The 12,747-nt window shown below is 55.6% G+C and carries 12 protein-coding genes; 6 read left to right on the plus strand and 6 right to left on the minus strand.

The annotated features are described in order from the left end of the window. The first annotated feature begins 98 nt into the window (after window positions 1-98). A complete protein-coding gene (locus RB2501_RS06345) occupies window positions 99-1,454 on the plus strand; it encodes a UDP-N-acetylmuramate--L-alanine ligase (protein ID WP_015753937.1) in 1,356 nt (451 codons plus the stop codon). 28 nt (window positions 1,455-1,482) lie between these two features. On the opposite strand, the gene RB2501_RS06350 is transcribed toward RB2501_RS06345, so the two are convergent. Then, window positions 1,483-1,926: a DUF1569 domain-containing protein gene (locus tag RB2501_RS06350; protein ID WP_015753938.1), complete on the minus strand. Its 444-nt coding sequence runs from the start codon at window positions 1,924-1,926 to the stop codon at window positions 1,483-1,485. 80 nt (window positions 1,927-2,006) lie between these two features. Between RB2501_RS06350 and radC the strand changes: the two genes are divergently transcribed. From radC to RB2501_RS06370, 4 genes are all read left to right on the plus strand, one after another. Continuing rightward, window positions 2,007-2,705 carry a RadC family protein gene (gene radC, locus RB2501_RS06355; RefSeq protein ID WP_041327562.1) on the plus strand — a complete coding sequence of 233 codons (699 nt, stop codon included), beginning with the start codon at window positions 2,007-2,009 and terminating at the stop codon, window positions 2,703-2,705. Window positions 2,706-2,708: 3 nt separating this feature from the next. After that, on the plus strand, window positions 2,709-4,010 hold the full coding sequence (locus RB2501_RS06360) for a polysaccharide deacetylase family protein (protein ID WP_015753940.1): 1,302 nt from the start codon (window positions 2,709-2,711) through the stop codon (window positions 4,008-4,010). 53 nt (window positions 4,011-4,063) lie between these two features. After that, the gene (locus RB2501_RS06365; RefSeq protein ID WP_015753941.1) at window positions 4,064-4,753 is read left to right on the plus strand and encodes a YjjG family noncanonical pyrimidine nucleotidase; all 690 of its coding nucleotides are present in this window, start codon (window positions 4,064-4,066) and stop codon (window positions 4,751-4,753) included. Window positions 4,754-4,868: 115 nt separating this feature from the next. Continuing rightward, window positions 4,869-5,816 (plus strand): hypothetical protein, encoded by a 948-nt coding sequence (locus tag RB2501_RS06370; RefSeq protein ID WP_148214301.1) that lies wholly within the window; start codon window positions 4,869-4,871, stop codon window positions 5,814-5,816. A 74-nt stretch (window positions 5,817-5,890) separates the two neighbouring features. Here RB2501_RS06370 and RB2501_RS06375 read toward each other — a convergent pair whose 3' ends face one another. Continuing rightward, window positions 5,891-7,174 carry a replication-associated recombination protein A gene (locus RB2501_RS06375; RefSeq protein WP_015753943.1) on the minus strand — a complete coding sequence of 428 codons (1,284 nt, stop codon included), beginning with the start codon at window positions 7,172-7,174 and terminating at the stop codon, window positions 5,891-5,893. 92 nt (window positions 7,175-7,266) lie between these two features. Between RB2501_RS06375 and RB2501_RS06380 the strand changes: the two genes are divergently transcribed. Continuing rightward, window positions 7,267-8,241 (plus strand): rhomboid family intramembrane serine protease, encoded by a 975-nt coding sequence (locus RB2501_RS06380; RefSeq protein WP_015753944.1) that lies wholly within the window; start codon window positions 7,267-7,269, stop codon window positions 8,239-8,241. Window positions 8,242-8,348: 107 nt separating this feature from the next. Here the strand turns inward: RB2501_RS06380 and rlmB are convergent, their stop codons facing one another. The 4 genes from rlmB to RB2501_RS06400 form a co-directional block, all read right to left on the minus strand. Further along, the gene (gene rlmB / locus RB2501_RS06385) at window positions 8,349-9,083 is read right to left on the minus strand and encodes a 23S rRNA (guanosine(2251)-2'-O)-methyltransferase RlmB (protein ID WP_015753945.1); all 735 of its coding nucleotides are present in this window, start codon (window positions 9,081-9,083) and stop codon (window positions 8,349-8,351) included. A 63-nt stretch (window positions 9,084-9,146) separates the two neighbouring features. Then, the gene (locus RB2501_RS06390; RefSeq protein ID WP_148214302.1) at window positions 9,147-9,881 is read right to left on the minus strand and encodes a hypothetical protein; all 735 of its coding nucleotides are present in this window, start codon (window positions 9,879-9,881) and stop codon (window positions 9,147-9,149) included. A gap of 207 nt (window positions 9,882-10,088) precedes the next feature. Continuing rightward, complete coding sequence (locus RB2501_RS06395; RefSeq protein WP_148214303.1) at window positions 10,089-11,078, minus strand: hypothetical protein; 990 nt, start codon at window positions 11,076-11,078, stop codon at window positions 10,089-10,091. Window positions 11,079-11,095: 17 nt separating this feature from the next. After that, window positions 11,096-12,742 (minus strand): SusD/RagB family nutrient-binding outer membrane lipoprotein, encoded by a 1,647-nt coding sequence (locus RB2501_RS06400; RefSeq protein ID WP_015753948.1) that lies wholly within the window; start codon window positions 12,740-12,742, stop codon window positions 11,096-11,098. Between the last annotated feature and the right edge of the window lie 5 nt (window positions 12,743-12,747).

Raw genomic sequence — 12,747 nt, forward strand, 5'->3', positions numbered from 1 at the left:
CGCCTTTCGTCCCCAAAAGACAAGGTCGTTGCCGGAGGGCACCCGGGCTGGCCAACCCATGTGCATTGCGTATCTTTGGCGGCAGCTATCCAATAGGTATGAACATCCATTTTATCGCCATAGGCGGAAGTGCCATGCACAACCTGGCGCTCGCGCTCCACGACAAGGGACACCGAATCAGCGGGAGCGACGACGTCATTTTTGAACCTTCCAAGACCCGGTTGCAAAAAGCCGGGTTGCTCCCGGACACCTTTGGGTGGTTCCCGGATAAAATCCACAGCGGCCTGGACGCGGTGATCCTCGGGATGCATGCGCGGGCCGACAACCCGGAACTGGCCCGGGCCCGGGAACTCGGGGTGCCCATCTACTCCTATCCGGAATTCCTGTACGAACAGGCCAGGGACAAGACCCGCGTGGTTATCGGGGGCAGCCACGGGAAGACGACGATCACTTCCATGATCCTGCACGTGCTCAGCTACTGGGACAAACCCGCGGATTATATGGTGGGAGCACAACTCGACGGTTTCGACCGGATGGTCCACCTCACCGGGGAGAATGAGTTTATGGTCCTGGAAGGGGATGAGTATCTCTCGTCCGCCATCGACCGGAGGCCGAAATTCCATTTGTATCAACCGAACATTGCGCTGCTAAGCGGGATTGCCTGGGACCATATCAACGTGTTCCCCACCTTTGAAAACTACTTGGAGCAGTTCCGGATATTCCTGGAGGGGATTGTCCCCGGCGGCAGCATTACCTACAACACGGAAGACCCCGAGGTGAAGGCGCTTGTGGAGGGCCTTCAGGCGCCGATCCGCAAGTTCCCTTATGCCACGCCGGATTATGAAATCCGGGACGGGGTAACCTACCTGGACACCCCGGAAGGTATGATGCCGCTGAAGGTGTTTGGCCGGCACAACCTGAACAATATGGCAGGTGCCCAGTGGATCTGCCAGCAAATGGGGGTGGATGCCACGGAGTTCTACGAAGCCATGGCAACCTTTAAGGGGGCTGCGCGACGCCTCGAATTACTGGCGGGGAATGATGCGGGATACCTGTTCAAGGATTTTGCGCATTCGCCCAGTAAGGCGCAAGCCACTACCCGGGCGGTCCGGGAGCAATACCCGGGGAAAAAGCTCGTCGCCTGCCTGGAATTGCACACCTACAGCAGCCTGAACGCGGACTTCCTGTCCGACTACAGGGGAAGCCTGGATGCCGCGGACCGCGCCCTGGTGTTCTACACCCCCGAAGCGCTAAAGATCAAGGGTTTGGAGGAAATCAGCCCGGAGGATATCCAACGTGCTTTTAATCTGCAGCATCTGGAGGTATATACAGAAACGGCCGCGCTACGGGAGGCGCTGGAGGACCTGGAGGTTTCCGATACCGTCCTGCTCATGATGAGCAGCGGGAATTACGGGGGGCTGGATCTGGAGGCGCTTGCCGGAAAATTCAGGTAAGGGGCCGCACCGGCTTTTCCGTGCGGGCTTATTTCCCAAATTGGCGGAGGTGGTGGTCCAGGTGCTTGTATTGCATTTTCCCCCATTGTTCCGGGGTTAGTTCGCCGAACATGGGGTGGGGGTTCCACACTTTGCGGTCCTTCAGGGCGTGGCAGGCATCCACCAGGTCTATCAGTACCGGAAATTCCGCGTCGAAATCCCTGGGTTCGGTAGCTTTAGCGCCGGGGGCAGTTGGCAGGTTTTTACGCCATAACCGGTCGTTGTAGAGGCTTTTTTTGAAGAACCAAAGGAGTAGGGGGTTCGTGCGCATCCGGACGTCCTTGTTTTTGATGGCTATTTTGAGGGGGAATTGGCAATGCCATACCATCTGCCCTGCGCTCATACGACCCCAGGCCGGCTTGTCGTCGGCCCTGAGCTGTTTCAGGCGGGATTTGATTTCCCTGTGGGCTTCCGGGTCAAAGAGGGATTTCACAATTCGAGTTTTACGGAAAGTTACAAAATTCAGCGGCTGCTGCTGGAGGATTGCGTTTTCAAATTGTTATCTATTTTTATATGCCGGAACTGAAACCCAATGAATCCATTCCCTGCTGGTCGCCCGGGGAACGCCCCAGGGAGCGCCTTCTGGACGCCGGGGTAACCGCCCTGTCGGACGCGGAATTGCTGGCCGTGCTGTTGGGTTCCGGGACGCGGGGGGAAACAGCCCTCGCACTTGCGCGCCGTATTCTGGGAAACGCCGGGGGCAGTCTGAGCGGCCTGGAACGCATATCTGTGGAAGGGCTGCGCTCCTTTTCCGGGGTGGGGCCGGCGAAAGCCGCCGCGATTGCCGCTGCCCTGGAGGTGGCCAGGAGGTTGGCAAACGGCCCGGGGCTCAAGCGTATCCGGATCCGCGAAAGCGCGGATGCATTCCGGATGCTCCAGCCGGTGCTTGCCCGCCTGGACCACGAAGAATTCTGGGTGCTTTACCTGAACAATGCAAACGGGGTCCTCAGCCGGTTCCAGTTGAGCAAAGGCGGGCTGACGGGGACCCTCGTAGACGTTCGGCTGTTGCTGCGTAAAGCCCTGGAGTTACACGCCGTGTCCCTGGTTCTGGCCCATAACCACCCATCGGGGAACCTGCAGCCGAGTAAAGCGGACCGGCAGATTACCCGTAAAATTGAAAAAGCGGCCCGTTCCATGGATATCCGGGTGCTCGATCACCTGATACTCGGAGGAACGGCGTATTTTAGCTTTGCAGACGAACAATTACTTTAGGCATTGACAGAACTTCTGATCTATACCCATAAGATAAGCCCGCGTTTTACGTATACGGCCCGGCAGCTCTTTACCAGGATCCTCGGGATTGAAGTACGCTTTAGCAGTAAGGTGGAAGATTTTATCGGTCACAAGGGCCCTAAAATCACCTATACGCGCCAGCCGCTGCAAAATGAATTTTTTATCCGCAGCCACGACCTGCTCTTTCAGCAGGGGGTGGATACCATCCCCGTCCAGATGGGCCAGTGGGACGGGTTGCCCTGTTTTTTCCGCACCGGGGACCGATCCAACATCCCCTATGACATCCTGGCGGCTTCGTTCTACCTGATCAGCCGGTATGAGGAATACCTGCCGCACGTCCGGGATATGCACGGCCGTTTCCCACCCAGGGAGAGCCTGGCGTTTGAACACGATTTCCTCCACCTGCCCCTGATCGACCTTTGGGCGTACAAACTCCTCGGCCTCCTGAAGGACCGGTTCCCGGAACTCCAGGCAGCTCCACCGGTCTATACATTCCGGCCCGTCATCGACGTGACCACGTCTCACTGCTACGCGCGACGGGGGTTCTTCAGGAGCCTGGGCGGGTTCCTGCTAGACCTTTCCCGGCTGAAATTCCGCAGGACCTGGGACCGCGTCCGGGTTTGGTTCGACCCTTCCCGGGACCCGTACGACAACTACGATGCGCTGATAGATATTCATAAGAAGTTTCCGGTGGCGGCCAAATTCTTCTTCCAGTTTGCCGAGTATTCCACCTATGATAAGAATGTATCCCCTTACAACAACCGGTTCCGGCACCTGATCAAATCGGTGGCGGACTACTCGGTGGTATCCCTGGCAGCCTCCTATACGGCCTCGGGGAACCTGGAGGTGCTCAAGGAGGAAAAAAGGCGGTTGTCCGACGTGCTGAACCGCCCGGTGAACTATTCGCGCCTGCGCTACAACCGGGTGGACATCCCCCAGACGTACCGCGACCTGATCGAAGCCGAATTCACCGAAGACTACACCATGGGGTACACGCACCGGATCGGGTTCAGGGCCAGCACCTGTACCCCCTTCTATTTCTACGACATCAACCTGGAAACACAGCAGCCCATCAAGATCTTCCCCTTTGCCTTTCACGATTATTCCCTATTGGCCTTTGCCAACAGGAAGGCGCTCTGGGAGGCTTTGGACGAGCTTTACGCTACTTTGAAAGAGGTCAACGGGTATTTTGGCTGTATCTTTTCCAATGAACTCCTGGGCGGATACCAGACCAAGGGCTGGCTGGAACTCTACGAACAGGTAGTTGCCAAGTATCACAAGTAACCTTCAACAGCCTGATAACCTTTAACAGCCTGATAGAATCCCCAATCCCAACCATGATCGATCACCCCGTCACCGATATCTTTTTTGACCTGGACCACACCCTCTGGGACTTTGAGCGGAATTCGGAAGTCACCTACCGCAATATTTTCCGGGAAGCCGGCCTGCCGGTGGATGTTTCCCGGTTCCTGCAGGTTTATATTCCGCTGAACCTGCAACTCTGGAAGGAATATCGGGAAGGCAGGATTCAGGCGGAAGAATTGCGGTACCGGCGCCTCCGCATCGTTTTCGACCGGCTGGATCTCCGCCTGGACGACCGGCAGATTAACCAGTTGGCCCAGGCGTACATCGACCAGCTGAGTTTACAGACGCACCTGGTCCCGGGTGCTGCGGACATCCTGGGCTACCTGTCCGGAAAATACCGGTTGCATATCATCACGAACGGTTTCGGGGAGGTGCAGTATCGCAAGTTGCGCAATAGCCGGATTGACAGTTATTTCTCCGAAATTGTCCATTCGGAACAGGCCGGGGTCAAAAAGCCCGATCCCCGGATCTTCCAACTTGCCACGGAATTGGCGGGCGTCCCAGCCAGTCGGTCGGTGATGGTAGGGGATAGCCTGGAGGCGGATGTCCTGGGTGCCCGCTCTGCAGGTCTGCAGACGGTTCATTTCCATGTCCACCCGGAGCCGGCGGATACCGCAGGCCCGGTGATTTACGGCCTGGAGGAACTAAAATCCCTCCTGTAACCGCCAGGTCCCCCAAAGGGGGGCGTGTGGGTAAGGACCCGGTGCCCGGACCCCCTGCTACCTTTCCAGTTCGGATTAAAAATCCTATCTTGGAGTTCTAAGAGATTTATCTACTATGTTACTGAGGATTAGTGTGTTGCTGTTTTTTAGCTGCTGTGTTTTTAGCGGCCGTGCCCAGTTGAACCCCTACAAATACATCGTGGTGCCCACGCACTTTGAAGCGTTTAAAAAGGTGAACCAGCACCAGACCAGCACGATTGTTAAGTATTACCTGACAGAAAACGGTTTCCCGGCCGTATACGATACGCAACAGCCGACGGAGCTCCGGATAGACCCCTGCCAGGCTGCCTATGTGAAGCTTCGGGACGATTCGGGTATGTTTATGACCCGCGTCGCATTGCAGTTTGTGGACTGCCAGGGCGAGGTGGTTTTTGAAACCATGGAGGGAACCAGCAAGGAGAAGGATTATGCGGACGCCTACAAAGGGGCAATAGCCGAAGCCTTTCAGTCCCTGGCGGGGATGGGCTACTCCTATACCCCGGGGGCAGGGACCGCTGTATCGGACGCGGTTTCCGGTAGTGCAGAAGCGGCCCCTGTAAGCGAACCTCCTGCCGGGCAGGTGAGGGAGGAGGAATCCGCCACAGCAATGGAATCCGCCAGGGCCCTTGAAGCCGCCCGGGAGGCGATCCCCCAGCGCCCGGAGAGCCCGGTTTCCGGCAATGTGCCCGCCGCTTCCCGGCCGGATACAGCGGACCCCGGTGGCAGCGGGGCTGATACCGAACCCCGTGTATCGGGTGCCAGCTCCCATGCTACGGATTCCGGCTCCCCTGCCCCGGATTCCGGCGAATTGTTATATGCCCAGGAAATCGAAAATGGCTTCCAGTTGGTAGACAGTACCCCTAAGATTCGAATGAAACTGATGAAAACCTCCCAGGCCGACCGGTACATCGTTGTGGTGGACGGCGAAACCCGGGGGATGTTGTACCAACAGGACGATTTCTGGATCCACGAGTTTTACGACGCGGGCAAACTGCGGACGGAGCGGATTCGGATTAAATTTTAATGCAGGTCCGCAGACAGATGCAGGTGCCGTAAAATTCCAGGCGGGGACAATTGGGCGAAATCCCCCGGGGGGTATCACCCTTCAAAATCGTATTTATCCTTCCAGCGGGATTTTAAAAATTCCACCAGGGCAGCTTCCCGTGCATTCTTACCCGGAGTATAGAATCCCGTGCCTGACAGGGCCTCCGGGAGGAATTCCATATCGGCAAAATTCCCGGGTTGGTCGTGGGCGTACTGGTAGTTGGTCCCGTAGCCGAGTTCTTTCATCAGCTTGGTGGGGGCGTTTCGCAGCGGCAGGGGCACCGGCAGGTCCCCGCTTTTTTCAACCGCGCCCATGGCCTTGTTGATGGCGGCATACGTGCTGTTGCTCTTGGGGGAGGTGGCCAGGTAAACGGCACACTGGCTCAGGATAATCCGGGCTTCCGGATACCCGATTGCCTGCACCGCCTGGAAGGTGGTATTGGCCATGACCAGTGCTGTGGGATTGGCCAGGCCGATGTCCTCGGAAGCGGCAATGACCATGCGCCTGGCAATGAACTTTACGTCCTCGCCACCGGCAACCATACGGGCCAGCCAATACACAGCTGCATTCGGGTCGCTGCCCCGGATGGACTTGATAAATGCCGAGATGATATCGTAGTGCTGCTCGCCTGTTTTATCGTATCGCGCGGGCTGGTTCTGCACCAGGTCGGTCACCATTTTGTCTGTAATGCGCACCGGGTCTTCCGGGGAAGCCGAAACGACGAGTTCAAAAATATTCAGGAGCTTACGGCCATCTCCCCCGGAAAGCCTGAGGAGCGCATCGGTTTCCTCCAATTTAATTTCCCGGGACTGTAGCTGGCTATCACTTGCCATGGCCCGCTCCAGGAGTTTTAAAAGGTCCTCCTTCCCAAACGATTCCAGCGTATATACCTGGCAGCGGGAGAGCAGTGCGGGGATTACCTCGAAGCTCGGGTTTTCCGTGGTAGCGCCGATTAACGTGACCCAGCCTTTTTCCACAGCGGCCAGGAGGGAATCCTGCTGGGATTTGCTGAAGCGATGAATTTCATCAATAAAGAGGATCGGGTTGCGCGTGGTAAACAAGCCACCCCCCTGGCGGGCTTTTTCGATGACTTCCCGGACATCCTTTACCCCGCTGTTGATAGCGGACAGGGTGAAGAAGGGCCGGCCGCTTTCCTCGGCAATGATATGGGCCAGCGTGGTTTTGCCCGTACCGGGCGGGCCCCAGAAGATCATCGAGGGCACCGTACCGTTTGCGATTTGCCGGGTGAGGGCGCCCTGGGGCCCCACCAGGTGGGTTTGGCTCAGGTATTCGGAGAGTTTTCGCGGCCGGACGCGTTCGGCAAGGGGTTCGTTCATAATTCAAAAATACTATAATTAACAGGAAAGCCTCGTGGGATGATCCTGCTGTTTTCCTGCCGGGGCCGGGGATTTTAGTAACTTGGCAGCCTATGTCCGACGAGCAACATTTCCGGTACTCCACCTGGGTCCTGGCCGTGCCCATGGTCCTGGTTCTGGCTATCTGGAGCGTATACCTGCTGGAACTGCGCCTGGGGCTAAACCTGAACACCTGGGGAATATACCCGAGGACCCTGACGGGTTTGCGGGGCGTCCTGGCAAGCCCCTGGATCCACGGATCCCTGGACCACCTGTACAACAACACGCTCCCCCTGGGCATCCTGACAGCGACCCTGTTTTATTTTTACCGTCCCATCGCCTGGCGGACGCTCATCCTCGGCGCGTTACTGACCGGGTTGCTCACCTGGTGCATCGGCAGGCCGTCCTATCACATCGGGGCCAGTGGCATTATCTACTTGTTGGCGAGCTTTATTTTCTTCAAGGGGGTTTTTACCCGGCATTACCGGTTGGTGGCCCTGTCGCTTGGGGTCGTTTTCCTGTATGGCAGCTTGTTGTGGTACGTCTTCCCTATCAAGGAGGGGATATCCTGGGAAGGGCACTTAAGCGGGGCCCTGGTGGGGTTCCTTCTGGCTGCATTCTTCCGGGTCCGGGTGCCTGTGCCGCCCAAATACGATTGGGAACGGGAGGACTACCGGGAGGAGGACGACCCGTTTATGCGGCAATTCGACCAGGAGGGAAATTTTATTGGATCCCCGGAGAGCCCCGACCCGGGCTCCCCAAGTTCAGACATCGCCGGCCCGGATGCCTCAGGCCCGTACGCCTCAGGCCCGGATGCCTCAGGTCCGTACGCCTCAGGCCCGGATACTTCAGGCCCGGATACTTCAGGCCCGGATACCCCCAATGTCCCCGCACCCCCTGCAAATCCCGGAAGCCGTCGATCCCCGGGACGGGCAACCGTCACCTACCGATACCACTATAAACCGGATGGCCCGGATAAACGGGATGGCCAGGATAAACCGGATGGACAGGATAGACCGGATGGTGCGGAAAATCCGAAAAGCAAATAAAATCCGGAAATCAAAGAAATGCCGTAAAGTCGGGATGAATCATTGGTGCCGGCTCCCGGTGCCCGGCTTGCCGGTTTCGCAAAAAAACCTGGCTAAATGCTGATTGCCTAAGCGCGTTGTCGCTGGGCTTCGAAGAGGAAAACCCCGCAGGCCACCGAGACGTTCAGGGACTCAATGCTTCCCTGCATGGGCAATTGGGCCTGGATGTCGCAGAGCTTCAGGAGCGAAGGGTGGATGCCCCGGTCCTCAGATCCCATGATCAAGGCCAGGGGCCCGGTAAGGTCCGCCTCGTAGAGTGTGCTTTCTGCTTTTTCGGTGGCAGCCACCAGGCGCACCCCGGAGGCCTGGAGGTAGTATACAACGTCTTTCAGGTGCGGGCTTCTCGCTATGGGCAGGTTAAACGCAGCCCCAGCGGAAGTTTTGATCGTATCGGCGGAAACGGGAGCACTGCCGCTGGCGGGGAGGAAAAGCCCGCTGACGCCGGCACATTCAGCCGTACGGATGATTGCGCCGAGGTTACGCACATCGGATACACCGTCCAACAGGAGGAAGAGAGGAGCCTTGTCCCGGGCCAGTGTTTCATCGATCAGGGCCGTATGTTCCCGGTACGTGATCGGGGAGAGCACGGCCACCACCCCCTGGTGGTTGCGCGATTCAAAGCGCCGGAACCGCTCTGGCGGAACCACCGTAAGGCTCATATTATGCTTTTTGGCCGCTTCCTGCAACTGCCGGAACAGGTTGCCCGTAAGATCTTTGCGCACCAGGATTTTTTCCGGGGTCTTCCCTGCTTCAAGCGCTTCCAGGACCGCGCGTATGCCAAAGATGTGGAGTTCCTCTTTCATGGATTGAAGGTAAAAAAAAACCACCTGCCCGGGCAGATGGTTTTTGGGAATATTTAATTGGGATCAGGCCTGCTGGTCCAGGAACTTGAAAACCCGTACAAGGTCTTCCTCCCGATTCAGGTTGATGTCCTCCTCCTTGATAAATTCCTTGAGTTTTTCCTGAATCTCCTTATCGGAGAAGGAGCGTAGGAATTTGCCCTTGCGCGTCGGCACATAATGGGCAACCTTGCTGTCGTCTGTGAAGTAGTAGTACTCCACAAACTTCGAAAACTTGTTCGGGGTGGGGCGGAGCAGCGGGTTGGCCGGTTTGGTCCCCTCGGTGAACTTAACGTTCTTTTTGAAAAGCAGGTGGTATTTTTCCCCATCCTTCAGTTCGTAGAGATACCCGTTCCGCATTTGTTCATCCTTATTCTCATAGGTCATCAGGGAGAGCTCATTGCCGCTTACCAAATCCACCAGCCGAAGCTCCCGCATAGTTGCTAGAGAAGTAACCTCTTCCCCGGGAACCTGGGAGTCCTTAATCTCGATTTCGTCATTGAAAGCATTGTGGCGGTAGAAAAACTTTCCTACCAGTTCGTCCCCGTAATACACCTCGCAGGGTTTGAAACTCTCTTCGATATACGGGGTGCCCACGGTTTCCGTAATGGAAGACTGCGCATCTTTCTTCTTGCGCATTTCAGAGAAGAAATTCCCGGTTGCGGCACTCATGCCATTGTTGCGCAATTGCCGGTTGGCCTGGGCGGAAAGGGTGCCGGACGCGGCCACGGACAAAAGGACTATCATTATATTTTTAAACATCTCAAAAATTTTGCGAAATATAACAAAATTAAAGGGCTTCCTGAGTTTCATTCGACATATTAACAAAACCTTTAGACACCCGGTAATTCAAAGCGATACTCATATGATTTTATGAAATTTGAACGCCTGTTTTTTGAGGAAATACAAAAAAAAAGACCGCCCCGAGAGGCGGTCTTGATTTAAAGAAATTATTAGCTATGCAAGTGGTTACAACTTGGTAAGCTGTACACGGGTTGTATAGCTTCCTGTATCGCAACCTCCATCAGGTTGAAAATCTTCGATAAACAGGATGATTTCATCGCTGGTGAAATCCACATTATCAAATAAGATGGTATTGGCGGGGTCTTCTTGGTAGCCAATGTTGCCACCGCCACAAGAAAGGCCGACAGAACCGTTCAAAGCAACCCGGTCACAAATAAAGTTCAGGGTCATCGTGCTGGCTATCGCAAAACTCGCAGGGTAATAATTGAATACGAGTTCACGACTTGTACCGCTTCCGGTGATCTCAACGGTTTGTGTGCCGAATACATCTCCAAAGGAACCAAAGAATGGGTTGCCACCCGTCTCAAGTTCTGTCATGAGATAGGTTCCCGTAAAGAAGTCAGGTTGCTCGAAATTACAAACCAGAGAGGAGATTAATTGGTATTGGGATGAGTAATATCCCCCAACAGCTGCAACGTCCCCGCTCACATCATCCGGGCCGATTACATCTCCATCCGTGGTGGTCAATTCCCAGGTTACCAGGAAATTGTCGCCACCTGAAAGATCGGCGAATTCTACGCCTACGGCATCCATGGCTTCCTGCAGGGAATAGCTGAATGAAGCCTTCATGTTGCCATAATCCCCTTCCGTATCAAAGTCTGCCGGCCCCAGGGAGCCAAAAGCAGCGGGCCCCGCAGAGCGGTCCACCCCGTCTTCGTCATTATTATCGATAAAAGATACCTGGAAATCCACGCTTTGCAGTTTATCCAGGGACGGGTCGTTGGGAACGAGTTGGTATTCCAGTTCCCAGGTGTGCATCGAACTGGTATTGAATATATCCAGATTCGAACCCGACTGGTTTAGGATCCGGAGGAATGGAGTTTCGGTATCCACTCCGTCGAAAACTTGATCGATCACCTTATCATCGCTCTCGCAACTAAAGAAAGCGAGAGTCAACGCCAAGGCTAAGTATTTGATATTTAAAATCTTTTTCATCTTACTTCGGAGTTTTATTAGTTAGAGAACGGGAAGCTCGGTCCTGCCGGGTTGTTGTCCCAGAAGACTTGCTGCGTGTGATCTCCTTTTTGAGTGATAGACGAGTTGTTGTTGGCCTCTGTAGACGGATAGAAGAACGAGCGAACCAGGTTCCCCGGGCTCGGGTCGATATTCGGCTGGAGGTTATCCGGATATCCGGTCCTCCGGTAGAAGTTAAAGGCATCCATTCCGTTACCGTACTGGGCTACGTAGAATTCCTGAGCCAGGACATTCCACCCGCCTTCGCTGTCAGCGTCAAAAGCGTCCCCAACCGCTGTTGCGTGGGAGGCGATATCCGCATCGCTGGGCTCGAATGAAAGGTCGGCGGTCGGATCGACAGATCCGAAGCTGCTCACTTTCTCTACGCTCTTGGCAAGGCCGTCCAGCAGATGCTGGCGGGCTGCGGGCGTGTTGCCGCTAGTCAGGGCGATTTCGGCTTCCCAGAAATCTACAGTAGACGCGAGGAGTACAGGAGTGATACCGGCTCCGCCGCCACCATCTCCGAGTACCTGGCCTTCGAAGGTGTCGTCGTCAAACTTCCCTCCGGCAGGATACACTCCGATGATAGACCGCAGGAAACCATCCGGCGGAATCCCTTCGTCGCTACCGTGGTCGCGGCCCCAGTAGCCGTTCTCCAGGCTACAGAACGGAAAGCCGTTGTAGTGTACGGGAGGTGATTGCAGGGAACACTCAATGGTCTCAAGGTTCGGTGGAACACCGGGAGCACCCGGGGTTTCAGCATTCTGGCGGTAAAAGTAGTAACGCATCCGCGGGTCGTCCATATCCATCATGTACTGCATGAGGTGGTTGGAACGATAATCATTGGCCCCGGAAGGCGTATAGTCCCCGGCGTACTGCGGGTGCCGTGTATCCGGCTGTACCTCCTGCGTGCCCCACTGGAACTGCATGTCGTCTTCGATAGAGGAAATGTAGTTGCCGCTGCTGATGATGCTGTTAAACTGGCTCACTGCGCTGGCATCTACCAGGCGGGTGTTGACCAGTAACTTCAGCTTTAAGGTGTTACAGGCCTTTACCCAGGCATCGGCATCCCCGTTAAAGAAGTAATCCGTGCCGGGGGCAACTCCACCTGCGTTGAAATTGGCAATCGCCTCATCCAACAGGTCCAGCATGGCCGCGTAAATGGCCGCGCCTGAATCGGCGCTAGGGTTGAAATTATCCGCGCCCTGGTTAGCCTCGGAATAGGGAACATCCCCGAAGTTGTCGACCAGCATGGTCATGGAGAAAGCCTCCATGAACTGCCCCATTCCTTTATGGAAGGGCAGGTCGTCCGTATCGGCAATGCCGTACAGGGCATAGGTATCTGTCAATTGTTCGGTATATACGTCGGTCCACTGGACGTTGAAGTCGCCCGGGTCGTAAACGGTCCGGTACTGGCGGCCAAACATATATTCGATTCGTGCAAACTCAGCGTTTCGGGTCCCTACGGTCTGTACCGTACGGATAAATTCCCGCTGGATGCTGTTCAATAGGAAATCTGGAGAGGCACTTTCCGGGGAGAGTGCATTCGGATTGTTCCGAAGATCCAATTCCGTGGTTTCACATGACTGGAACGTCAACGCTCCGGCAGCCAGGATGAAACTCGCTATTTTTAATACTTTTTTCATAATCT

This window comes from Robiginitalea biformata HTCC2501 (assembly GCF_000024125.1).
GTDB lineage: Bacteria > Bacteroidota > Bacteroidia > Flavobacteriales > Flavobacteriaceae > Robiginitalea > Robiginitalea biformata.